The following is a 23,130-nucleotide window of genomic DNA, read 5'->3' on the forward strand; positions in this document are numbered from 1 at the left end:
TATTTTTGTACGATTAATTGAATAATAAAATCGGATGGAATCACCCACTTCTTACGAATTATTAAATAAAATCGATAGTCCGGATGACTTGAGACAACTGCCTGCTGAGGCTTTGCCGGAGGTTTGTGGTGAACTTCGTCAGAAGATTATTGACGAGCTGTCTCGTAATCCCGGACATTTCGGTTCCAGCCTTGGAGTTGTAGAACTGACTGTAGCCTTGCATTATGTGTTTAATACACCTTACGACCGTATAGTTTGGGATGTAGGGCACCAGGCTTATGGGCATAAAATACTGACTGGACGGCGAGACAGATTTTATACAAACCGTAAGCTGAACGGATTGTGTCCTTTCCCTTCTCCTTCGGAGAGTGAATACGATACTTTTACCTGCGGACATGCTTCGAATTCTATTTCAGCTGCCTTAGGTATGGCTGTTGCTGCAGCCCGAAAAGGAGAGAAATCCCGTAAAGTTGTAGCCGTTATTGGAGATGGTTCAATGAGTGGGGGACTGGCTTTTGAGGGGTTAAATAATGCATCGGGTACTCCCAATGATTTGCTGATTATACTCAACGATAATAATATGGCCATCGACCGGAGTGTAGGTGGTATGAAGCAGTATTTGCTGAATCTTCAGACTTCGGAAGGATATAACCGTTTACGCTATAGTGTTTCACGGATGTTCCATCATTGGGGAATCTTGAATGAGGAACGTAGAAAAAGCCTCATACGTTTCAACAATAGCCTTAAATCGGTAATCACCCAGCAGCAGAATATTTTTGAGGGAATGAATATCCGTTATTTCGGTCCTGTAGACGGACATGATGTACAAGCTTTGACAAAAGTATTGCGCGAAATAAAGGAGATGAAAGGCCCTAAACTGCTGCATGTACATACTATTAAAGGAAAAGGTTTTAAACCGGCCGAAGAAGCTGCAACTTTGTGGCATGCTCCTGGTATTTTTGATAAAGAAACTGGTGAACGCATTGTTGTTGATACTACAGGAATGCCACCCTTGTTTCAGGATGTTTTTGGGCAGACTTTACTGGAACTGGCTCAACAGAATGATAAAATTATAGGAGTGACACCGGCAATGCCGACCGGATGCTCCATGAATATACTGATGAAGGCGATGCCCGACCGTGCTTTCGATGTAGGTATAGCCGAAGGTCATGCTGTTACGTTTTCCGGAGGAATGGCAGAGGAGGGATTGTTGCCTTTCTGCAATATTTATTCGTCGTTTATGCAGCGCGCCTACGATAATGTGATTCATGATGTAGCAATACAGAAACTGAATGTTGTGTTGTGCCTGGATCGTGCCGGACTGGTAGGAGAGGATGGAGCTACGCATCATGGCGTGTTCGATATGGCCTACCTTCGTCCTATACCTAATTTGATAATTTCTTCTCCTTATGATGAAAAGGAATTGAGAAGACTGATGTACACAGCTCAGTTGCCTAATCAGGGACCTTTTGTAATCCGCTATCCGCGTGGAAGAGGAGTACTGACCGATTGGAAATGTCCGCTTGAAGCTGTTGAAATAGGTAAGGGACGTAAGATGAAAGATGGAACCGATATGGCTGTAATTACCATTGGTCCGGTAGGTAATGTGGCTGCCAAGGCAATAGAAGAAGCCGAGAAGAATAATAATTGTTCGATAGCACATTATGATTTGCGTTTCTTGAAACCGATAGATGAAGAGCTGTTGCACGAGGTGGGCCGACGTTTCAAAAAGATTGTGACGGTAGAAGATGGAACTCTGAAAGGTGGCATGGGAAGTGCTGTGCTGGAGTTTATGTCCGATAATGGTTATACACCCACAGTGAAACGTTTGGGTATTGAAGATACGTTTATACAGCATGGTGCAGTAAAAGAACTGTATGCTATTTGCGGTATTGACCAAACGGGAATATATAATACATTAATTCAAACGCTGAACTTATGAAAATTATCATTGCTGGGGCAGGAGCAGTAGGTACGCACTTGGCCAAACTCTTGTCAGGGGAAAAGCAAGACATTATTCTGATAGATGAGGATGAGGAAAAGTTGAGTAAGGTAGGAAGTAATCTGGACCTGATGACTGTAGACTTGTCTCCGACTTCTATCTCCGGCTTGAAAGAGGCGGGAGTAGCCGGTGCAGACTTGTTTATTGCTGTAACGCCTAATGAAAGTCAGAATATGACTGCCTGTATGTTGGCTACCAGTTTGGGAGCCAAGAAAACAGTAGCACGTATAGATAACTATGAGTATCTTTTACCTAAACACAAGGAGTTTTTTGCTAAATTAGGGGTACATTCTTTGATTTACCCGGAAATGCTGGCAGCAAAGGACATTGTGGATGCAGTCAAGATGAGTTGGATACGCCAGTGGTGGGAATTTGCCGGAGGAGCTTTAGTCTTGATTGGTACTAAGATGCGCGAAACTGCCGAAATCCTTAATGTATCGTTGCACGAACTGGGAGGTAGAAATATTCCTTTCCATATAGTAGCTATTAAGAGAGGAGGGGAAACTATTATTCCGCGAGGCGACGATGTGATTATGCTGAATGATGTGGTATATTTTACTACAACAAAGAAGTATATTCCGTATATCCGTAAAATTGCCGGTAAGGAACATTATGCGGATATCCGTAATGTAATGATTATGGGAGGAAGCCGTATTGCGGTGCGTACTGTGCAGTATATGCCGGAATATATGCGGACAAAGATTATAGAAAGTGATTTGAACCGTTGTAATCGTCTGACAGAACTTGTGGATGATAAAGTGATGATTATCAACGGGGACGGACGTGATATGGAACTGCTTTTGGAAGAGGGTATCGGGAATACAGAAGCATTTGTTGCACTGACTGGAAACTCGGAAACCAATATCCTGGCTTGTCTGGCTGCTAAACGGATGGGAGTAACCAAGACTGTGGCAGAAGTGGAAAATGTGGATTATATCAGCATGGCAGAAAGCTTGGATATCGGTACGGTGATTAATAAGAAATTTATTGCTGCCAGCCATATTTATCAGATGATGTTGGATGCTGATGTCTCGAATGTAAAGTGTCTGACATTTGCCAATGCCGATGTAGCAGAGTTTGTCGTGAAACCGGGAGCACGTATCACAAAGGTACAAGTAAAGGATGCCGGTTTGCCGAAAGGTGCAACAATCGGTGGATTGATTCGCAACGGTGAGGGTATTCTGGTAACTGGTAATACAAATATTCAGGAGAATGACCATGTAGTGGTATTCTGCTTAGGAATGATGATAAAGAAGCTGGAGAAGTTTTTTAATTAATGGGTTTTCCATTCCTTTTTACAATAAGAGGAATGGAAAATTTTTATTGATCTGTCATAATGATAAATCGTGGCTTGGTACTATAAAAAAGTTGAAGAAGCCTTTCTTTAAAACGGGAAGAAAAAGCAGGATTGTATTGGATGATTTTTGTGAAAGTGTGTTCGAAAATATATTTTATAGGATGTAATTGATTCTACTCGAAATAAATTCTTATCTTTGCTTCACTTTTAACAGATAGAATCATGAGAAAGTGGATGAAAGTATTCGTATTATGTCTATGGACCTTGACCATATATGTGATAGGGAATACTATGTCGTGTATGAATCAGACTACTGGTGGTATGGAACTTGTTAAAGAGGAGGTTATACCTCAAGAACAGGTAGTAGCACAGGATACATCGCACGATATTCAGTCTTGTATCAATTATCTTCTTTCTTCTCGATATGCCGATTTGTTGCAGCATTCATCTGTTTATCATTCTGGTAGCACTAATGATTTTAAATTTTTGCTGCGTAGTATAAATGTTTTTCTATTCAGGCAGACAGACTCTCTATTCAATAAATTATATAAGTTGACTCATTCTACTCATCCGTATATGGGTGGAAGTATTGATTATTATATCTATACACTGGAACGAATCCTGATCTAAATACTATCTAAGACTTCTCTTTATGTTTTTCTGCAAAGGCGTTTTGTAGAAAAATATTTTGTATCGTATCATTTAAAATCTTAGATATATGTTTTTTACATTTTTAATTGTCGTTATTCTGACGGCTATTGCACTCGTGGTGTTGGCTATGACTACTGCCAAACTTATTGCACCTCGTTCGTTCAATCCGCAGAAAGGCGAACCTTATGAATGTGGTATTCCTACTCGTGGACAGTCTTGGGTACAGTTTAAAGTAGGATATTATTTGTTCGCTATTTTGTTCTTGATGTTCGACATCGAAACGGTATTCTTGTTTCCCTGGGCGGTAGTTGTACACGAGGTTGGGGTTTACGCCCTTGTGAGTGTGATATTCTTTTTGTTGATTCTAATTTTAGGCCTGGCGTATGCTTGGCGGAAAGGAGCCCTTGAATGGAAGTAAAGAAACCTGCTATCCGGTCGATGAAGTATGAAGAGTTTAAAAACAACGATTATTTGGAACGTCTGGTAGACGAGTTGAACCGTAATGGAGCAGGTGTCGTTGTCGGAACTGTGGATGAACTGATAAACTGGGGACGAAGTAATTCTTTGTGGTCATTGACTTTTGGTACAAGCTGTTGTGCAATAGAATTTATGGCTTTGGGAGCTGCCCGTTATGATATGGCTCGTTTTGGTTTTGAAGTAACCCGTAACTCTCCTCGCCAGGCTGATATGATTATGGTGCTGGGTACTATTACTCATAAAATGGCTCCGGTATTGAAGCGTTTGTACGATCAGATGGCAGAACCCAAATATGTAGTGGCTGTTGGAGGTTGTACTATCAGTGGAGGACCTTTTGTCAAGTCTTATCATGTGGTGAATGGAATCGATAAGATTATTCCGGTAGATGTTTTTATTCCGGGATGTCCTCCTCGTCCGGAAGCTTTCTATTATGGAATGATGCAGTTGCAGCGTAAAATAAAAGTGGAAAAGTTTCTGGGTGGAGTAAACCGAAAAGAAAAGAAAGAAGAGTAGAATATAAAGTTCTTCTTTTAGGTATTATTTTTTCATTAAAAAAGATTATGGAATTAATAGATAAAATTAAAGCCATAGCTCCTGAAGCTGTATGTAGTGAGACCGGTGAGCCGGTGATTACATTGAAAGTTGATGACTTTCGACGAGTAGCAGAGATGCTGCGTGCAGATAAGGAAGCGCCAATGGATTATCTTCGCGATATAGTGGGGATGGATTGGGGAGAAAAAGGCTTGGGTGCATTGTATTATTTGGAATCGAGCCAGACATATGAACGGGTAGCATTGAAAATATCTACTCTTGACAGAGAGAATGCATTCCTTCCTTCTGTTTGTGACTTGTGGAAAACAGCGGAAATCAAAGAACGCGAAGTGTTCGACTTTTTCGGTATCCGTTTTCTGAACAATCCGGATATGCGCCGTTTGTTCTTACGTGAAGACTGGAAGGGATATCCGCTTCGGAAAGATTATGATATGAACTCCAATCCGTTGAATATGGAGAACGAGGAGAATGCAGATGTAACCGATGAGTATTTTCTGAAGCCTGATGGAACGATTTGCGGTCGTAAAAATATTGTATTCGATCAGAAAGACTTTGTTGTAAATATCGGTCCTCAGCATCCATCTACTCATGGAGTATTGCGCTTAAGAACTTCATTGGAAGGAGAAACTATCTGTAAAGTAGACCCTATTTGCGGATATATCCACCGTGGTATTGAGAAAATGAATGAAAGTCTGACTTACCCTCAGACTTTGGCATTGACAGACCGCTTGGATTATTTGAGTGCTCATCAGAACCGTCATGCACTGTGTATGTGTATTGAACAGGCAATGGGACTGGATATTCCAGAGCGTGTACAATATATCCGTACCATTATGGATGAGCTTCAACGTATCGATTCTCACTTGTTGTTTTACTCTTGTCTGGTAATGGATATGGGAGGATTGACTCCATTCTTCTATGGGTTCCGCGAGAGAGAAATGATTCTGGATATCTTCGAGGAAACCACAGGAGGACGTCTGATACAAAACTACAATGTGATTGGTGGAGTACAGGCCGATTTGCACCCTGATTTCCAAAAGAAGGTAAAAGAGTTTATCGTTCATCTGAGAAGTGTAATCAAAGACTATCATGATATCTTTACCGGTAATGTAATTGCTACTACCCGTTTAAAAGGAGTCGGATTGCTAAGTAAGGAAGATGCTGTTTCTTTGGGAGCTACAGGAGGTACCGGACGTGCTTCCGGATGGGCAAACGATGTACGTAAGCATCATCCTTATGCAATGTATGATAAGGTAGACTTTAAGGAAATTATTTATACCGAAGGCGATAGCTTTGCTCGGTATATGGTTCGTATGGATGAAATCATGGAATCTTGCCATATTATCGAACAACTTATTGATAATATTCCTGAAGGAGAATTCCGGGTAAAGACAAAACCTATTATCAAGTTGCCGGAAGGAAACTATTCTGCTTCTGTAGAAACCAGTCGTGGAGAGTTTGATGTATTCCTGGAAAGCCACGGTGATAAGAGTCCTTATCGTTTGCATTACCGCAGTACAGGTCTTCCATTGGTACATGCCCTCGATACCGTATGTAAGGGAAACAAGATTGCCGACTTGATTGCAATCGGGGGTACATTAGACTATGTGATTCCGGATATTGACAGATAATAAATAAAGATAATATAGAATATAATATGAATCAGTCATTTTTAGATTATTATAATCTTCAGCCACTTTTTATGGCAATCCATTCTGCTTTGTGCAGCGTGATGCCCGAAGGATTGGCTATTTTTCTGGAAGGATTGGTAGTTGGTGTAGTAATTTTGTTGCTATATGCTGTACTTGCTATTATTCTTATCTATATGGAGCGCAAGGTTTGTGCTGCTTTTCAATGTCGTATTGGCCCGAACCGTGTGGGAGGCCGTGGTGGTTTGCTCCAAGTGCCTGCAGATGTATTCAAGATTCTGACCAAGGAAATTATTGAACTGAAGAATTCAGACCATTTGCTATATAACCTGGCACCGTTTCTGGTAATACTGGCTTCTATCCTTACTTTTTCATGCTTGCCTTGGAATAAGGGAGGAGAAATTCTTCATATGAATATTGGTATCTTCTTCGTATTGGCAGCTTCTTCCATTGGAGTGTTGGGTATATTGCTTGCCGGATGGAGTAGTAACAGTAAATATACCATTATCGGTGCGGTACGAAGCGGAGCGATGATTATCAGTTATGAACTGTCTATTGGTATAACAGTACTGACAATGGTTTTGATGAGCGGTACAATGGATATTCAAGGCATTGTAAGCGGGCAGGAAGACGGATGGAATCTTTTTAAAGGACACATTCCAGCTTTTGCAGCCTTTATTATTTATCTCATTGCCGGTAATGCAGAAGCCAATCGTGCTCCGTTCGACCTTGCTGAGGCAGAGCAGGAGCTGACTGCCGGTTATCATACTGAATACTCCGGTATGCACTTCGGATTCTTCTATCTGGCAGAATACCTGAATCTGTTTATTACAGCCGGTATTGCTACTACCTTGTTTTTAGGTGGATGGATGCCGTTGCATATTGCAGGTTTAGATGGATTCAATGCTGTTATGGATTATATTCCGGGTGTGATATGGTTTGTGGGCAAGACTTTCGTAATAGTCTTCCTGCTGATGTGGATCCGCTGGACATTTCCACGTTTGCGTATCGACCAGGTACTTACACTGGAATGGAAATATCTCATGCCTTTATCCTTGGTAGTATTATTACTTATGGCTGTATGTAAGGTTTTTGGTTTAGTTTTTTAAAGAAGTGATGTATGAATAGTTTTAGCAAATATATAAAAGGATATGCTTCGGGTATAAAAAGTCTGTTGATTGGTATGCGTACCTCTATGAAGGTTTTTCTTCAGCCGAATGTCACAGAGCAATATCCGGAAAATCGTCATACCACTCTTCACATACCAGAGCGTCATCGTGCAAAACTGGTGATGATACACGATGAAGAAAATCATCATCACTGTATAGCATGTGGACTTTGTCAGATGGCATGTCCGAACGGAACCATTAAAGTGATTTCCGAAACACGTGAAGATGAAGAAGGAAAGAAAAAGAAAGTGCTGGTTAAGTACGAATACAATTTAGGTTCGTGCATGTTTTGCGAACTGTGTGTCAATGCTTGTCCGCACGGAGCAATCAAGTTTACCAATGATTTTGAGAATGCTGTATTCGAGAAGGAAAAACTACTTCTGACGCTAAACAATGAAGGTTCTTCGCTTGCTCCTAAAAAATGATAAGTCACTAAATAGAAGAAATTATGGGAATAACACTACAAGAAATAGTTTTCTATACGGTAGCAGTTATGATTGCCGCATGTTCGGTACTGGCTGTTACTACGGGTAAGATTCTCCGTGCAGCCACTTACTTGCTGTTTGTCTTATTCGGAACTGCGGGTATATACGGCATTCTTGGGTATACTTTTCTGGGTGCCGTACAATTGATGGTATATGCCGGAGGTATTGTGGTACTGTATGTATTCTCTATCCTGCTGACCCGTTCGGACAAGGATATGAAATACAAAATCAGTCGTCCTAAGTTGTGGAGTATGTTGCTGACTTGTATTGTCGGAGCCGGATTGGTACTCTTCTTGGTATTTACCAATGGATTTGCATTGAATATGATACCACAAGGAGTGGAATTACCTGTCCGTGAAATAGGCTTGGCTCTGATTGGTACAGAAAAATATCAGTATGTATTGCCTTTCGAAGTAACCAGTGTATTACTGTTGGCTTGTATGATTGGCGGTATTCTGATTGCACGTAAACATTAAACAGAGGGAGGATTTTATTATGGAATTAGAATTAGATGTACACGTCATACATTATTTGGTTATCAGTACCATTATGATGTTTTGTGGTATTTACGGATTCTTTACCCGTAAAAATCTGCTGGCATTGCTTATTTCAGTTGAGTTGATGCTGAATGCGACAAATATCAATTTTGCCGTATTCAACCGCTATCTTTTCCCGGGACAACTGGAAGGACATTTCTTTGCTCTGTTCGGTATTGCGATTGCTGCTGCCGAAACAGCTGTAGCAATTGCCATTATTATTAATGTATATCGGAATATCCGTCAGGTTCTGACCGACGATATCACCGATTTAAAAGGATAATATAGATGAATATGGAATATACAGTGTTGATTCTTTTACTGCCGGTACTGAGCTTCCTGATATTAGGACTGACTGGCATGTACATGAAGCATCGGGTAGCCGGACTGATTGGTACGGCATCGCTGGCAGGAGTTACTTTTCTCAGTTATCTCACTGCCTGGAATTATTTTACTGCAGGACGTACTGCCGAAGGCGTATTCCCGACGCTTACTCCTTATAATATAGAATGGTTGCCGTTCACCGGTTCGCTGCATATTGATATGGGTATTTTGCTCGATCCGATCTCTGTGATGATGCTGGTTGTCATCAGTACTGTCAGTCTGATGGTGCATATCTACTCATTCGGTTATATGAAAGGAGAGAGAGGCTTTCAGCGTTATTACGCTTTTCTGAGCTTGTTTACATTCTCCATGCTCGGGTTGGTAGTCGCTACTAATATCTTCCAGATGTATGTGTTCTGGGAATTGGTTGGTGTTTCTTCTTATTTGCTCATCGGTTTTTATTATACCAAGCCGGAAGCCATTGCAGCCAGTAAGAAAGCTTTCATCGTAACCCGTTTCGCCGATTTGGGATTCTTGATTGGTATCCTGATTTACGGTTATTATATGCAGACCTTTACATTCACTCCGGGACAGGAGCAGTTGATGAAGGCCGGAATGGTATTGCCTTGGGCATTGGGACTGATGTTTGTAGGTGGAGCCGGAAAAAGTGCCATGTTTCCCTTGCACATCTGGCTTCCCGATGCAATGGAAGGTCCTACCCCTGTCAGTGCCTTGATTCATGCTGCTACCATGGTAGTAGCCGGTGTATATCTGGTAGCCCGCATGTTCCCTCTGTTTATCGGCTTTGCCCCCAACGTGTTACATCTTATAGCGTGGGTAGGAGCCTTTACAGCTTTCTATGCAGCTTCCGTTGCCTGTGTGCAGAGCGATATCAAACGTGTGCTGGCTTTTTCTACCATTTCTCAAATTGGTTTTATGATGGTTGCACTTGGAGTATGTACAGCTGCTCATCCTCACGAAGGAGGATTGGGATATATGGCCAGCATGTTCCATTTGTTTACTCATGCCATGTTTAAGGCCTTGCTGTTCTTAGGAGCCGGATGCATTATCCATGCCGTACACAGTAACGAAATGTCGACAATGGGCGGTTTGCGAAAATACATGCCCATTACGCATATCACATTCCTGATAGCCTGTCTGGCCATTGCAGGTATTCCTCCTTTTTCCGGATTCTTCTCGAAAGATGAAATTCTGACAGCCTGTTTCCAGTTTAGTCCGGCAATAGGTTGGGTGATGACCGTGATTGCAGGAATGACAGCCTTTTATATGTTCCGTCTGTATTATTGTATTTTCTGGGGAAAAGAAAACAAGGAACTTCATGCAGCACATGTACCTCATGAAAGTCCGCTTGCCATGACTTTCCCACTGATGTTTCTGGCTGCAGTAACTCTGGTTGCCGGCTTTATACCTTTCGGACATTTTGTTTCTTCCAATGGAGAGTTGTATGATATCCATCTCGATTGGAGTGTAGCTGCTACCAGCATTGTTGTAGCGGTATTGTCCATAGCCTTGGCTACCTGGATGTATGCGCGTGAGAAACAACCGGTGGCCGATGCGCTGGCATGTCGTTTTGCAACCCTGCATCGTGCTGCTTACCGCCGTTTCTATATGGATGAACTCTGGCTGTTTGTGACAAAGAAAATCATTTTCCGCTGTATTTCTACTCCACTTGCCTGGTTCGACCGTCACGTCATCGACCAATTCATGAATTTTATGGCATGGGGAGCACAAGCTTCCGGCGAAGAATTACAGCCCATACAGAGTGGCAAGATTCAGAGCTACACCATGTGGTTCCTGATTGGAGTGATTGTATTAACACTTGTCTTATTAATCGGTTAGGAGAGTTGAACAAATGAATATATTAAGTCTTTTTGTATTGATTCCTTTACTGATGTTGCTGGGACTTTGGATAGCCCGTAATGTCAATCAGGTAAGGGGAGTAATGGTAGTAGGATCCAGTATATTGCTGGCTTTGGCTGCTTATCTTACCGTATCCTATATCGGATTACGTAATGGTGGAGCTACAGAAGAGATGCTGTTTACCGACAGTATTTCATGGTATGCACCTTTACACATCTGTTATTCGGTAGGAGTAGATGGTATTTCGGTAGTAATGTTGCTTTTGAGTGCCATCATTGTATTTACCGGAACTTTTGCATCGTGGAAACTGAAACCTATGACCAAAGAATATTTCCTTTGGTTTACCTTATTGAGCACCGGAGTATTCGGATTCTTCATTTCTACCGATTTGTTTACCATGTTCATGTTCTACGAGGTAGCTTTGATTCCGATGTATCTTCTGATTGGTGTCTGGGGAAGTGGTAAGAAAGAATATGCCGCCATGAAGCTGACCTTGATGCTGATGGGAGGTTCTGCTTTCCTGCTGATCGGTATTTTAGGTATTTTCTACGGAGCCGGAGGAGAGACCATGAATATTCTTGAAATCGTAAAACTGCAAATCCCTACCGAAATGCAGCGTATCTTCTTCCCGATGGTTTTCCTGGGATTCGGAGTATTGGGAGCCTTGTTCCCTTTCCATACATGGAGCCCCGATGGTCATGCTTCTGCTCCGACGGCAGTTAGTATGCTTCATGCCGGCGTATTGATGAAGCTGGGAGGTTACGGATGTTTCCGTATCGCCATGTATCTGATGCCTACCGGAGCAGCAATCTGGGGTGACTTCTTCCTGATACTGACAACCATTTCTGTGGTATACGGAGCTTTCAGTGCAGTTGTACAGACCGACTTGAAATACATCAATGCCTATTCTTCTGTAAGCCATTGCGGACTGGTACTGTTTGCCTTGCTGATGATGACAAAAGTCAGTGCAACGGGAGCCATTCTTCAGATGTTGAGTCACGGATTGATGACGGCACTGTTTTTCGCATTGATTGGTATGATTTACGGACGTACTCATACACGCGATATCCGCCAGCTTTCCGGCTTGATGAAGATTATGCCGTTCCTGGCTGTAGGATATGTCATTGCCGGTCTGGCCAACTTGGGATTGCCCGGATTGAGCGGTTTTGTAGCCGAAATGACTGTCTTTGTGGGCTCGTTCCAACATGCCGACTTGTTCCATCGTGTTTGCACCATAATAGCTACAATGAGTATTGTCATTACCGCAGTCTATATATTGCGTGTGGTTGGCAAGATTCTCTATGGAACTTGTACCAATCCGGAACATCTGAAACTGACAGACGCTACTTGGGATGAACGTTTTGCTGTCATCTGTCTGATTCTGGCTGTAGCCGGTTTAGGACTGGCTCCATACTGGGTAAGTCATGTTATCAGCACTAGTGTTGAACCGATTATTTCACAGTTAATACATTGATTATGGATATAACAGCTATATTTTCTATGCAGGCCGAATTGAGTCTGGTGGTAGTGATTATCCTTATGCTACTGGCAGATTTGATTATCAAGGAACCCAATCATAAAGCCTTGCAGACTTTGGCTTGCGGACTGACTCTTATTCACTTGTTGGTAAACATTGTTCCATCGGGTGGCGAGGCATTTGGAGGAATGTATCAGAGCACTCCCATGGCATCGGTAGTAAAGACCATTCTTACTGCCGCTACGCTTTTGGTCTTTATGCAAGCCGAACGCTGGCTGGAACGTGAAGATACCCGTTTTAAGGCAGGAGAGTTTTACTTGCTTACCTTGAGCACACTGTTGGGTATGTTTTATATGATAAGTGCCGGAAACTTCCTGATGTTCTACATCGGCCTGGAACTTGCCAGTATTCCGATGGCTTGTCTGGTGGCTTTCGATAAATATCGCCATCACAGTGCTGAAGCCGGTGCCAAGTTTATTCTGAATGCCATGTTCTCTTCGGGTATTATGCTTTATGGTATTTCTTTGTTGTATGGAACATGCGGTACAGTGTATTTTACCGATATGGTTTCTGCATTGGGCGGTACTCCGCTTCAGGTTGCGGCGATGGTCTTTTTCTTCGCCGGTTTAGGATTCAAGTTAAGTCTTGTTCCTTTCCACATGTGGACTCCCGATACCTATCAGGGAGCGCCGACTCCGGTCAGTGCTTATCTGTCTGTAGTTTCAAAAGGAGCAGCTGCATTCTCTCTGATGACTATTCTGATGAAGGTATTCGGTCCGATGGTAAAAGACTGGAGTCTGATGCTTAGCGTGGTGATTGTGCTTACAATTACTGTAGCCAACCTGTTTGCTATCCTTCAGAGTGACTTGAAACGATTCATGGCCTACAGTAGTATTTCTCAGGCCGGATACATCGTATTGGCGGTACTGGCTGGTTCTGCACAAGGTATGACTTCACTGGTTTACTATATCGCTGTGTATGTAGTAGCCAATCTGGCCGTGTTCGGTGTCATCAGTGCAGTAGAACAACAGACCGGAGGGGAAACCGCACGTGATACATACAACGGTTTCTACCGTACTAATCCCCGTTTGAGTTTTGTCATGACACTGGCACTTTTCTCATTGGCTGGTATTCCGCCGTTTGCCGGATTCTTCTCCAAGTTCTTTGTGTTTGCATCTGCATTCCATGCAGGACATTGGCTGGTAGTCTTCCTGGCTTTGGTCAATACCATTATTTCTCTGTATTATTATCTGCTGATAGTAAAAGCCATGTATATTACTCCGAGCGAAACACCGGTAGCTACCTTTAAAAGTAGTCCGTTGATGCGCGTCAGCCTGCTGGTCTGCCTGGCTGGAGTGGTGTTGTTAGGTATATGCAGCAGTGTATATAGTCTTTTTGCCGAGTTGGTACTTCAATAAGTATTTGTTGCTTAGTAATTTGATAATACGTAAACGCACAGGCTGCTATATTGGCTTGTGCGTTTTTTTATAACTGACGGAAAAAGGGAAGGCTTTATTTGTATTAATATCCTACAGGAAATGTATCTGTTCTCATAGATATGAATGCATGCTTTTATTCATAGGTTTAAGCCGACGTCGTCGGCTACACAATCGGCTACGTTGGATGTACAGCCAACAACGTCAACTCTACAATCAGCGCCGTCAATTGAATATTGCAACATTTTCCAAGTGGCAGTCAAAGTATTACGAACTGAAATCAGAAGATACAGAAAAAGATCATTTTAAAATTTATTGAAACAGATATTTTTTGTAATAGTTTTGAAACATCTGTTTCCAATAATAGTAATCTCATTGATAATTACAACATTAAAAAAGAATATGTTTTTTTGAGAATTTTTTTTGTTGTTAAATAATTTGTAATTTTGTCTCCATCAAAAACAATATAATTGTTTTAGTGTTTAGGAGTTAGGGTTAAAATAGGTATTAATCAAATTATTTTTATGAATAAATTATCAACAAACAAAGTGTTGTTTGGCCTATGGGCTTTGTCATTGTTCGGTATGGTTTCGTGTGTGGACAATGATTACGATTTGAGTAAAGACATTGATATGAGTGTAACAGTAGGGGGAAATGATTTAAGTATTCCTGCCAGTGATACAAAGAACATTACACTCGAAAAAATCTTCGATTTGGAAGAAGGAAGTGCCGTTCAGGCCGATTCTGAAGGCAATTATTCTCTCTTACAGCATGGAGAAGGATCGGATTCAAAAGTTTCTGTAGACAAAGTGGTGATAGAAGGTCATGAAATCAGTACAGAGTCTCAAGAAGTTTGGTTCGATTTCAAGGTTAGTGTACCTGGAGAATTACAAGCTGATATAGAAACAAAAAATACAGTCAGTCTGGATAAGACCGATTTAACTCGTGAGTTGGTATCTTTGTCTTCTTCAAAGATTAATATGCCGGCTTGGTTGAATGTAGGTGTAACCTATGACAAACCAATCCTCTTGAAGCAAGGAACTACTATTACTTTTCCTTCTTATTATACTGTTTCCACAGATGATTCTCGCTGTATCTTGAATGGAAAGAGCCAGATTGTGTTTAATCAGGATGTTCAGTTCTCGAAACAGAGTCCGTTGAATATTCATTTGAGTATAACAGAAATCAGATTCAGTGCAATGGAAGAAGGTAAAGGTCTGATTGCCCCCGGACATTTGATAATTGAAGACGATATTAAGGTGAAGGGTACTGCATCGGTTGAAGGTGGAGAAGCGATATCGGTAGGAATTACTACTCAATTCCGTGTAGACCGTATCGAAATGTTGCAGGTAACAGGTATGATCGATCCGGATATCACTGTCACAATTGCTCCTATTCAAATTGAGAATCTGCCCGATTTCCTGAAAGATGAAACTGTGAGAATTGATATGACAGATCCGAGAATCTTCCTGACTGTGAGCAATGATTCACCGGTCAGCGTTGATTTCAGTGCGGTATTGAAATCGTTTAAAGATGGCTCTGAAACTGCATCTGTGATGATAGGAGGAGCTTCTGCACCGATAATGATTCCTGCCGGTCAGGAAAATTATGTGATTTGTCTGCATAGACAGCAAGGTAATGTAAATGGTGCGGATGAAAGCATAACAGTTGCCAATCTGAATGATCTGATTCAGGTAATTCCGGATGAAATTCGTATGGAGAGCATTGAAGCCCGTGCTGCTCAAGAAGAAATTGTGTTGAATTTGGGTGAAGAATATACTGTAAAAACAGATTATGAAATCAATGCTCCGCTGCAGTTCAACGAAGGAACGACTATTGTGTACAATGATTCGTTTGACGGGTGGAAAGGAGATTTGGACGATCTTTATATAAAAGAACTTGTGGTAAGTATGGATGCTACCAATACCATTCCTTTGGAAATGCAGATGGCAGTGGATGCTGTAGATGCAGAAGGAAATATTTTGGATAATGTGACTGCTGTTGTATCTGAAAATATTCAGGCTGGCACACTTGACAATCCGGTTGTAACTTCACTGAATATTACACTGAAGACTTCTAATCCGGAAGCTTTCCAGAAACTGGACGGTTTGAAATACTCAGTATCAGCACACTCTTCTGCACAAACAGCAGGACAGGTATTGAACAAAGAGCAGCACCTCCGTTTGGATAAAATGGTTATCAAGGTAAAAGGTGGTGTAACAGTGGATTTGAATTAACGGAGGCTTTAACTTATTCAACAAGTATTTATATATGAAGAGAAACAATATATTGGCATATTTTATTGCAGCGGCAGGAATCTTCTTTTGTGGTACAGCTTCGGCGCAGGCATTGCATTCCGGCTATTTTCTTGAAGGGTATACATACCGTCATCTGATGAATCCTGCGTTTGAACCGGAACGTAACTATGTATCTATACCGGGAATCGGTAATATCAATATGGGTACACAGAGTAATGTGGGATTGAATACATTCCTTTACCCGTATGGAAACGGAAAGCTTACAACTTTTATGAACAGCGCTGTCAGCAGTGATGAGTTCTTGGGAAAACTGAAAGATAACAACCGTATTAATATGAATATGAACCTGACCTTGCTGTCGGTAGGTTTCCGTGCATGGGGAGGTTTCAATACGTTCGATGTCAGTTTACGTTCTAATACTTCTTTGAACTTACCGCGTGGATTGTTTGAGTTCATGAAGGTGGGTATGGATGGTACTAATCCGGTGTACGAAATGGATGGACTGGGTATTTCATCGAACAACTATGCCGAAATTGCTTTGGGACATTCTCATCAGATTAATGAAAGATTACGTATCGGTGCTAAGGTTAAAGCTTTGCTGGGCTTGGGTAATGCCAGCATTAAGATGACCGATATGAAAGTACAGATGGCAGAGAATCAGTGGATGGTACAGGCAAACGGAGAATTGAATGCTTCTGTAAAGGGCTTGACATTACCTACAAAAGGAGAGAGTGGAAAAACATTGAACAATCCGTCGGAAGCAACTTTGATTGATTGGGATAATATGGATATTGATTCTCCGGGATTGAGTGGATATGGTATGGCCGTGGATTTGGGAGCTACTTATAAATTGCTTGATAATCTGACTTTGTCTGCTGCATTGCTCGACCTGGGATTTATCTCATGGAGCAATACCATTAAGGGGGCTACCAGTAACGAACCATGGTTGTTCGACGGTTTTCATAATATAGCAATGGGATCTGATGATCCTAATGGTGATAAACCGTTGGAGGATCAGTTGGAGGATTTGGGTAAGGATGTGGAAAACTATGCCAGCTTTCATCGCACAGAAACAGGGGGAAAGGCAACCAAAATGTTGGGAGCTACATTGAATATCGGTGCAGACTATGCGTTCCCGTTATATGATAAATTACATTTTGGATTCTTGTCTTCTACCCGTATCAATGGACCTTATTCCTGGAGTGAAGGCCGTTTGTCGGCTAATGTATCACCGGTGAAATGGTTTGATGCAGGAGTAAACTATGGTCTTTCTACTTTTGGCTCTTCTTTCGGATGGATTCTGAACTTCCATCCTTGTGGATTCAACTTCTTCGTAGGTATGGATCATACACTGACAAAAGTGACTCCGCAGTATATTCCGGTAGGAAATGCCAATACCAATGTAAGCTTAGGTTTCAACATTACATTTGGAAAGCGTAAATAAAGATAGCTGAAACAGTCAGAAATAGAAGAAGCGGTATGAAGATGATGTGCGGACATCATTTTTATACCGCTTCTTTATTTTGCTTTAAAGTGTAAATACCATACGTTCTGGCGTACTTTCCTGTTCGTTGTAGGTGAATCCTTCCCATTCGAATCCTTTTAAATCTTCGGGATTCTCGATACGGTTTTTCAGAATGTATCTTGTCATTTCTCCCCGGCACATCTTGGCGTATATGACTACGGTAGTCAGTTTGCCGTTTTTATGTACAAGAAATTCGGGAGTGACAACCCGTACTTCCTGGCAGACTCGTTTCCAGTCGAAAAGGTCTTTCATCTCGGCACTTGCCAGATTGACTAATATTCCATTTTTCTCTTTGATTTCTTTGATGAAATATTCTGTCAGTAATGGTTTCCAATAGTCGAACATCGAAAGGTTTCCATTTTCCGGCAGACGTACGTCACCTTCCAAACGGTAATTCTTGATTGTATCCAGAGGACGGAGCAGTCCGTAGAGAAACGAGGTAATGCGAAGATGCTCTTGTGCATAGGCTAATTCCTCGAGTGTGAAGTCCTTGGGGTTAATACGCTTGAACACAATACCGGTGTACGACAGCAATGCAGGCAGCGGCTTGTTGTCGGCAGAATGGAAATTCTGGTATCTCAGGTAGTTTTCTGAGGCAAGCTTGTGATTGATTTTCAACAAGCGCTCCAGTTCTTCTACCGTAAACTGTGACAAGTGCATGGCATTTTCGTTGGCATGGTTTTCGAAAGCAGGATGTGTAGTAAACGGAACCTGCTGTTTGCTTTTGCCGGTCATGGTCTTGGCACATGAAATAAAAGTCATCATATGTATTTGTATCTTTGGTATAAAACAAAGATAGTAAATAAGGTGTAATGTCAGTTTTTTCTTTGGATACTTTATATAAAAAGAGCCGGCTGCATCGGAAGCGTATCGATGCAGCCGGCTTTATTATGGAAGGCTGTAAGAATTATTTATATTCCTGCCAGCTCTTAATCTGTATATCTTCCTGTTTCATTTGGCAGAATGCTTCGATGAAGGCTTTTGCCAGACGGGCGTTGGTCATCAACGGAATATTATGGTCGATGGCACCACGGCGGATGCGGTAACCGTTGGTCAGTTCACGTTTAGTGTGGTTTTTCGGAATATTCACGATGAGATCAAATTTATGTTCAGATATCATCTTCATTACGTTGTTTTCTGCATTCGGACGTTCATCGGGCCAGAATACCGGTGTAGTAGGTATACCGTGTGCATTGAGGAAGGTAGCAGTACCTGCTGTAGCGTAGATGTGATAGCCTTTCTTGCTTAGCATGTGACTGGCATCCAGCAAATCTACCTTCGATTTAGTTGCTCCGGAAGACAGAAGAACTGATTGGTTTGGAATCTTGTAGCCTGTCGCAATCAATGCATTCAGCAAGGCTTCGTTGAAGTCATCGCCCAAGCAACCTACTTCTCCGGTAGACGACATGTCTACGCCCAATACCGGGTCGGCATTCTGCAGACGGGCAAACGAGAATTGAGAAGCTTTTACACCAATACGGTCGATGTCGAAAGCCGATTTATCCGGTTGACTGTACGGAGCGTCCAGCATGATGCGGGTAGCAGTTTCGATGAAGTTGCGTTTCAGAACTTTCGATACGAACGGGAAGCTGCGTGAAGCGCGTAAGTTACATTCTATTACTTTAACTTCATTCTTGCGGGCAAGGAACTGGATGTTGAACGGACCGGAGATGTTCAACTCTTTTGCAATCTGACGACTGATTCTCTTGATTTGGCGTGCAGTAGAGAAATAAATCTGCTGTGCCGGGAAGACCAGTGTAGCATCACCTGAATGAACACCTGCATATTCAATGTGTTCTGAAATAGCATATTCTACCACTTCTCCGTTCTGGGCTACTGCGTCGAACTCTATTTCTTTGGTATTCTGCATGAATTGTGATACCACAACCGGATATTCCTTCGATACTTCGCTGGCCATTTGCAGGAAGCGTTGGAGTTCTTCTTCGTCGTAGCATACGTTCATGGCAGCACCACTCAGTACGTAAGACGGACGAACCAATACCGGATAACCCACTTTAGCCACAAATGCTTTTACATCGTCCAGACTGGTCAGTTCCTGCCAAGCAGGCTGGTCAATTCCAAGCTGGTCGAGCATTGCAGAGAACTTATTGCGGTTTTCGGCACGGTCGATAGAGATTGGTGAAGTACCCAGAATAGGAACAGACTGGCGGTATAACTTCATGGCAAGATTATTCGGAATCTGTCCTCCCACAGAAACAATCACACCACGTGGTTGTTCAAGGTCGATGACATCGAGTACACGTTCGAATGAAAGTTCGTCAAAGTACAGGCGGTCGCACATGTCGTAGTCGGTAGATACAGTTTCAGGATTGTAGTTAATCATGATAGATTTGTATCCCAGCTTACGTGCTGTCTGTATTGCATTTACTGAACACCAGTCGAATTCAACAGAAGAACCGATACGATAAGCTCCTGAACCAAGTACGACAACCGATTTTTCATTCTTGTAATAATTTACATCGTAACCTTCTACTGCATAAGTCATGTACAGATAGTTGGTCAACTCCGGATGTTCGGAAGCAACGGTGTTGATGCGTTTTACAGCCGGCAAGATACCCAGTTTTTTACGGAATTCACGAACGGCCAGATTTTCTTTTTCCATGTTGCCACTCTTTGGTTTCAGTACGAAACGGGCAATCTGGAAATCAGAGAATCCCAACACTTTGGCTTCACGCAATACTTCTGCAGGAAGTTCTTCCAGAGAGTTGTAAGACAATAATTTGCTCTTGTAATCAACAATGTTTTTCAGCTTACCGATAAACCATGGGTCAATCTTTGTCAGTTCGAAGATACGGTCAATGCTGTATCCTTCTTCCAAAGCCTGTGCAATGGCAAAGATACGGAGGTCGGTCGGGTTAGCCAGTTCATCGTCAAGGTTTTCGAAGCGAGTATGGTCGTTGCCTACAAAACCGTGCATGCCTTGACCAATCATACGTAAGCCTTTCTGGATGATTTCTTCGAACGAGCGTCCGATAGACATGATTTCACCTACCGATTTCATGCTTGAACCGATGCGGCGAGATACACCGGCAAATTTTGTCAAATCCCAACGAGGTATCTTACAGATGAGATAGTCCAGTGAAGGAGCTACATAAGCAGAGTTGGGTGTACCCATTTCACCGATTTCATCGAGGGTATATCCCAAACCGATTTTAGCAGCAACGAAAGCCAATGGATAACCGGTTGCTTTCGAAGCCAGTGCAGAAGAACGGCTCAGACGAGCGTTTACTTCAATTACACGGTAGTCGTTTGTGTCGGCATTGAATGCATACTGAATGTTACATTCGCCCACAATACCCAAATGTCGGATACATTTTTTCGACAATTCCTGCAACATTTCAACCTGAGCTTCGGTCAGTGAGCAGGTTGGAGCTACTACGATAGACTCACCTGTATGGATACCCAGCGGGTCGAAGTTTTCCATGCTGGCTACAGTAAAGCAATGGTCGTTGGCATCGCGAATCACTTCGAATTCGATTTCTTTCCAGCCTTTCAGCGATTCTTCTACCAGAATCTGTGGAGAGAAAGTAAAGGCACTTTCTGCCAGTTCAATGAATTTCTCTTCATTCGGACAGATACCACTTCCCAATCCTCCTAAGGCATAAGCCGAACGGATCATCACCGGATAACCTATCTTGCGTGCAGCCTGCAGTGCATCTTCCATGTTTTCTACTGCCTGGCTCACGGGAGTCTTCATTTCAATTTCATCGAGCTTTTTGACAAAAAGGTCACGGTCTTCGGTATACATAATAGCTTCTACCGAAGTTCCCAATACCTGTACACCATATTTGTCGAGTAATCCTTTTTGATAAAGTTCAGTACCGCAGTTCAATGCAGTTTGTCCTCCAAAGGCCAACAGAATGCCGTCCGGGCGTTCTTTTTTAATAATCTCTTCTACGAAGTAAGGAGTTACCGGAAGGAAGTATACTTGGTCTGCAATACCTTCCGAAGTCTGTATGGTAGCGATGTTTGGATTTACCAATACCGAACGTATGCCTTCTTCTCTTAAGGCTTTTAATGCTTGTGAACCGGAGTAGTCGAATTCTCCTGCTTGTCCGATTTTAAGTGCTCCAGATCCTAAGACGAGTACTTTTTTAAGTTCTTTCTTCATTGTGTTTATATAGATTTATGGGTTGTTTCGTTTCTGCTATTTATCCCGTCAGTATTTGCAAAGAAACAATTTATTTTGAAGAAAACAAAGTATTTACGTATCTTTGCGGTAATTAAAGAAAGATAGGATTGATAAATCAAACATTTAGCAGATAATGAAGAAAGAGAAAATTATATTGACAGGAGACCGTCCGACTGGAAAACTGCATATCGGACATTATGTAGGTTCGTTGCGTCGTCGTGTTGAGTTGCAGAACTCAGGTCTTTACGACAAGATATTTATATTTGAAGCCGACGGTCAGGCTTTGACAGATAACATTGATAACCCGGAGAAGGTGCGTCAGAATGTAATAGAAGTGGCGCTCGACTATCTGGCTGTAGGATTGGATCCTCAGAAGTCTACTATCTTTATCCAGTCTCAGATACCGGAGTTGTATGAATTGAGCTTTTATTTCATGGACTTGGTTACCGTATCTCGTCTTCAGCGCAATCCGACAGTGAAGACTGAAATACAGATGCGTAACTTCGAAACCAGTATTCCGGTAGGTTTCTTTACTTATCCAATCAGTCAGGCAGCCGATATTGCAGCTTTCAAGGCTACTACCGTACCGGTAGGCGAAGACCAGGAACCGATGATTGAACAGACCCGTGAAATTGTACGCCGTTTCAATCATATTTATGGAGAAACACTCGTAGAGCCGGAAATCTTATTACCCGATAATGCAGCCTGCTTGCGTTTGCCGGGTACAGACGGTAAGGCTAAGATGAGTAAATCGCTTGGCAACTGTATTTATCTTTCGGATACTGCCGATGAAGTAGAAAAGAAAGTAAAGAGCATGTATACCGATCCTACACACATCAAGGTAAGCGATCCGGGTAAACTGGAAGGAAACTGTGTGTTCACTTATCTGGATGCATTCTGTCGTCCGGAACATTTCGGCCGTTACTTGCCGGAATATCCTAACTTGGATGAACTCAAGGCGCACTATACTCGTGGTGGTTTGGGTGACATGAAGGTGAAGAAATTCCTGGCTGCCATCATGCAGGAAGAGTTGACTCCGATACGCGAACGCCGTAAAGAGTTTGCAAAAGATATTCCTGCTGTATACGATATGCTGAAGAGAGGTTGTGAAGTAGCACGTGAAGCTGCAGCACAGACTATGAGTGAAGTACGTCAGGCTATGAAAATCAATTATTTTGATGATGCAGCTTTGATTGAAGAACAGGTAAAACGTTTTGCTCAGGAATAATTTCTATATCAGACAGATACAATTAGTCTT

Annotated in this window: 18 protein-coding genes; 16 read left to right on the forward strand and 2 right to left on the reverse strand. The window is 42.2% G+C overall.

Features of this window, described 5'->3' with window-relative positions; translation table 11 throughout:
* Positions 1-34 precede the first annotated feature (34 nt).
* The 15 genes from dxs (at position 35) to WKU26_RS00335 (ending at position 17,638) form a co-directional block, all read left to right on the forward strand.
* A complete protein-coding gene (gene dxs / locus WKU26_RS00265) occupies positions 35-1,942 on the forward strand; it encodes a 1-deoxy-D-xylulose-5-phosphate synthase (RefSeq protein ID WP_340320459.1) in 1,908 nt (635 codons plus the stop codon).
* Complete coding sequence (gene trkA, locus WKU26_RS00270; protein WP_340320461.1) at positions 1,939-3,279, forward strand: Trk system potassium transporter TrkA; 1,341 nt, start codon at positions 1,939-1,941, stop codon at positions 3,277-3,279. The genes dxs and trkA overlap by 4 nt, the downstream gene beginning before the upstream one ends.
* 320 nt (positions 3,280-3,599) lie before the next feature.
* Positions 3,600-3,929, forward strand: a complete 330-nt coding sequence (locus WKU26_RS00275) for a hypothetical protein (protein ID WP_340320463.1) — start codon at positions 3,600-3,602, stop codon at positions 3,927-3,929.
* 88 nt (positions 3,930-4,017) lie between these two features.
* Complete coding sequence (locus WKU26_RS00280) at positions 4,018-4,368, forward strand: NADH-quinone oxidoreductase subunit A (RefSeq protein ID WP_269876845.1); 351 nt, start codon at positions 4,018-4,020, stop codon at positions 4,366-4,368.
* Positions 4,359-4,940: an NADH-quinone oxidoreductase subunit B gene (locus WKU26_RS00285; protein ID WP_340320466.1), complete on the forward strand. Its 582-nt coding sequence runs from the start codon at positions 4,359-4,361 to the stop codon at positions 4,938-4,940. The genes WKU26_RS00280 and WKU26_RS00285 overlap by 10 nt, the downstream gene beginning before the upstream one ends.
* A 47-nt stretch (positions 4,941-4,987) precedes the next feature.
* Positions 4,988-6,610: an NADH-quinone oxidoreductase subunit C gene (locus WKU26_RS00290; RefSeq protein WP_340320468.1), complete on the forward strand. Its 1,623-nt coding sequence runs from the start codon at positions 4,988-4,990 to the stop codon at positions 6,608-6,610.
* A 26-nt stretch (positions 6,611-6,636) separates the two neighbouring features.
* Positions 6,637-7,737 (forward strand): NADH-quinone oxidoreductase subunit NuoH, encoded by a 1,101-nt coding sequence (gene nuoH / locus WKU26_RS00295; RefSeq protein ID WP_405371293.1) that lies wholly within the window; start codon positions 6,637-6,639, stop codon positions 7,735-7,737.
* 11 nt (positions 7,738-7,748) lie between these two features.
* Positions 7,749-8,222 carry a 4Fe-4S binding protein gene (locus WKU26_RS00300; protein ID WP_340320470.1) on the forward strand — a complete coding sequence of 158 codons (474 nt, stop codon included), beginning with the start codon at positions 7,749-7,751 and terminating at the stop codon, positions 8,220-8,222.
* Between the two features lie 23 nt (positions 8,223-8,245).
* The gene (locus WKU26_RS00305) at positions 8,246-8,758 is read left to right on the forward strand and encodes an NADH-quinone oxidoreductase subunit J family protein (protein WP_340320471.1); all 513 of its coding nucleotides are present in this window, start codon (positions 8,246-8,248) and stop codon (positions 8,756-8,758) included.
* Between the two features lie 19 nt (positions 8,759-8,777).
* Positions 8,778-9,101 (forward strand): NADH-quinone oxidoreductase subunit NuoK, encoded by a 324-nt coding sequence (nuoK, locus tag WKU26_RS00310; protein WP_340320472.1) that lies wholly within the window; start codon positions 8,778-8,780, stop codon positions 9,099-9,101.
* A gap of 11 nt (positions 9,102-9,112) precedes the next feature.
* Entirely contained in the window at positions 9,113-11,002 is a 1,890-nt protein-coding gene (gene nuoL / locus WKU26_RS00315) for an NADH-quinone oxidoreductase subunit L (protein ID WP_340320557.1), read from the forward strand.
* Between the two features lie 13 nt (positions 11,003-11,015).
* On the forward strand, positions 11,016-12,497 hold the full coding sequence (locus WKU26_RS00320; RefSeq protein ID WP_340320473.1) for a complex I subunit 4 family protein: 1,482 nt from the start codon (positions 11,016-11,018) through the stop codon (positions 12,495-12,497).
* The gene (locus tag WKU26_RS00325; RefSeq protein WP_445323193.1) at positions 12,497-13,918 is read left to right on the forward strand and encodes an NADH-quinone oxidoreductase subunit N; all 1,422 of its coding nucleotides are present in this window, start codon (positions 12,497-12,499) and stop codon (positions 13,916-13,918) included. The genes WKU26_RS00320 and WKU26_RS00325 overlap by 1 nt, the downstream gene beginning before the upstream one ends.
* 542 nt (positions 13,919-14,460) lie before the next feature.
* Positions 14,461-16,173, forward strand: coding sequence for a hypothetical protein (locus WKU26_RS00330; RefSeq protein WP_340320475.1), 1,713 nt, complete (start codon positions 14,461-14,463; stop codon positions 16,171-16,173).
* A gap of 34 nt (positions 16,174-16,207) precedes the next feature.
* Positions 16,208-17,638: a DUF5723 family protein gene (locus tag WKU26_RS00335; RefSeq protein WP_340320476.1), complete on the forward strand. Its 1,431-nt coding sequence runs from the start codon at positions 16,208-16,210 to the stop codon at positions 17,636-17,638.
* 84 nt (positions 17,639-17,722) lie between these two features.
* On the opposite strand, the gene yaaA is transcribed toward WKU26_RS00335, so the two are convergent.
* Together yaaA and carB are read right to left on the reverse strand one after the other, a co-directional pair.
* A complete protein-coding gene (yaaA, locus tag WKU26_RS00340) occupies positions 17,723-18,484 on the reverse strand; it encodes a peroxide stress protein YaaA (protein ID WP_340320477.1) in 762 nt (253 codons plus the stop codon).
* A 142-nt stretch (positions 18,485-18,626) separates the two neighbouring features.
* A complete protein-coding gene (carB, locus tag WKU26_RS00345) occupies positions 18,627-21,851 on the reverse strand; it encodes a carbamoyl-phosphate synthase (glutamine-hydrolyzing) large subunit (RefSeq protein ID WP_340320478.1) in 3,225 nt (1,074 codons plus the stop codon).
* 154 nt (positions 21,852-22,005) lie between these two features.
* On the opposite strand from carB, the gene trpS reads away from it, so the two are divergent.
* Positions 22,006-23,100, forward strand: coding sequence for a tryptophan--tRNA ligase (trpS, locus tag WKU26_RS00350; protein ID WP_340320479.1), 1,095 nt, complete (start codon positions 22,006-22,008; stop codon positions 23,098-23,100).
* The last annotated feature ends 30 nt before the right edge of the window (positions 23,101-23,130 follow it).

It is taken from the genome of Phocaeicola sp. HCN-40430 (assembly GCF_037890285.1).
GTDB classification, from domain to species: Bacteria; Bacteroidota; Bacteroidia; order Bacteroidales; family Bacteroidaceae; genus Phocaeicola; species Phocaeicola acetigenes.

Excerpts from the sequence above, each read along its gene's own strand:
- WKU26_RS00280 (WP_269876845.1), top strand. The coding sequence starts at position 4,018 with ATGTTTTTTACATTTTTAATTGTCGTTATTCTGACGGCTATTGCACTC.
- carB (WP_340320478.1), bottom strand. The coding sequence starts at position 21,851 with ATGAAGAAAGAACTTAAAAAAGTACTCGTCTTAGGATCTGGAGCACTT.
- WKU26_RS00275 (WP_340320463.1), top strand. The coding sequence starts at position 3,600 with ATGAATCAGACTACTGGTGGTATGGAACTTGTTAAAGAGGAGGTTATA.
- nuoK (WP_340320472.1), top strand. The coding sequence starts at position 8,778 with ATGGAATTAGAATTAGATGTACACGTCATACATTATTTGGTTATCAGT.
- WKU26_RS00320 (WP_340320473.1), top strand. The coding sequence starts at position 11,016 with ATGAATATATTAAGTCTTTTTGTATTGATTCCTTTACTGATGTTGCTG.
- WKU26_RS00330 (WP_340320475.1), top strand. The coding sequence starts at position 14,461 with ATGAATAAATTATCAACAAACAAAGTGTTGTTTGGCCTATGGGCTTTG.
- trpS (WP_340320479.1), top strand. The coding sequence starts at position 22,006 with ATGAAGAAAGAGAAAATTATATTGACAGGAGACCGTCCGACTGGAAAA.
- nuoH (WP_405371293.1), top strand. The coding sequence starts at position 6,637 with ATGAATCAGTCATTTTTAGATTATTATAATCTTCAGCCACTTTTTATG.
- WKU26_RS00300 (WP_340320470.1), top strand. The coding sequence starts at position 7,749 with ATGAATAGTTTTAGCAAATATATAAAAGGATATGCTTCGGGTATAAAA.
- WKU26_RS00305 (WP_340320471.1), top strand. The coding sequence starts at position 8,246 with ATGGGAATAACACTACAAGAAATAGTTTTCTATACGGTAGCAGTTATG.
- dxs (WP_340320459.1), top strand. The coding sequence starts at position 35 with ATGGAATCACCCACTTCTTACGAATTATTAAATAAAATCGATAGTCCG.
- yaaA (WP_340320477.1), bottom strand. The coding sequence starts at position 18,484 with ATGATGACTTTTATTTCATGTGCCAAGACCATGACCGGCAAAAGCAAA.
- WKU26_RS00335 (WP_340320476.1), top strand. The coding sequence starts at position 16,208 with ATGAAGAGAAACAATATATTGGCATATTTTATTGCAGCGGCAGGAATC.
- WKU26_RS00290 (WP_340320468.1), top strand. The coding sequence starts at position 4,988 with ATGGAATTAATAGATAAAATTAAAGCCATAGCTCCTGAAGCTGTATGT.
- trkA (WP_340320461.1), top strand. The coding sequence starts at position 1,939 with ATGAAAATTATCATTGCTGGGGCAGGAGCAGTAGGTACGCACTTGGCC.
- nuoL (WP_340320557.1), top strand. The coding sequence starts at position 9,113 with ATGGAATATACAGTGTTGATTCTTTTACTGCCGGTACTGAGCTTCCTG.
- WKU26_RS00285 (WP_340320466.1), top strand. The coding sequence starts at position 4,359 with ATGGAAGTAAAGAAACCTGCTATCCGGTCGATGAAGTATGAAGAGTTT.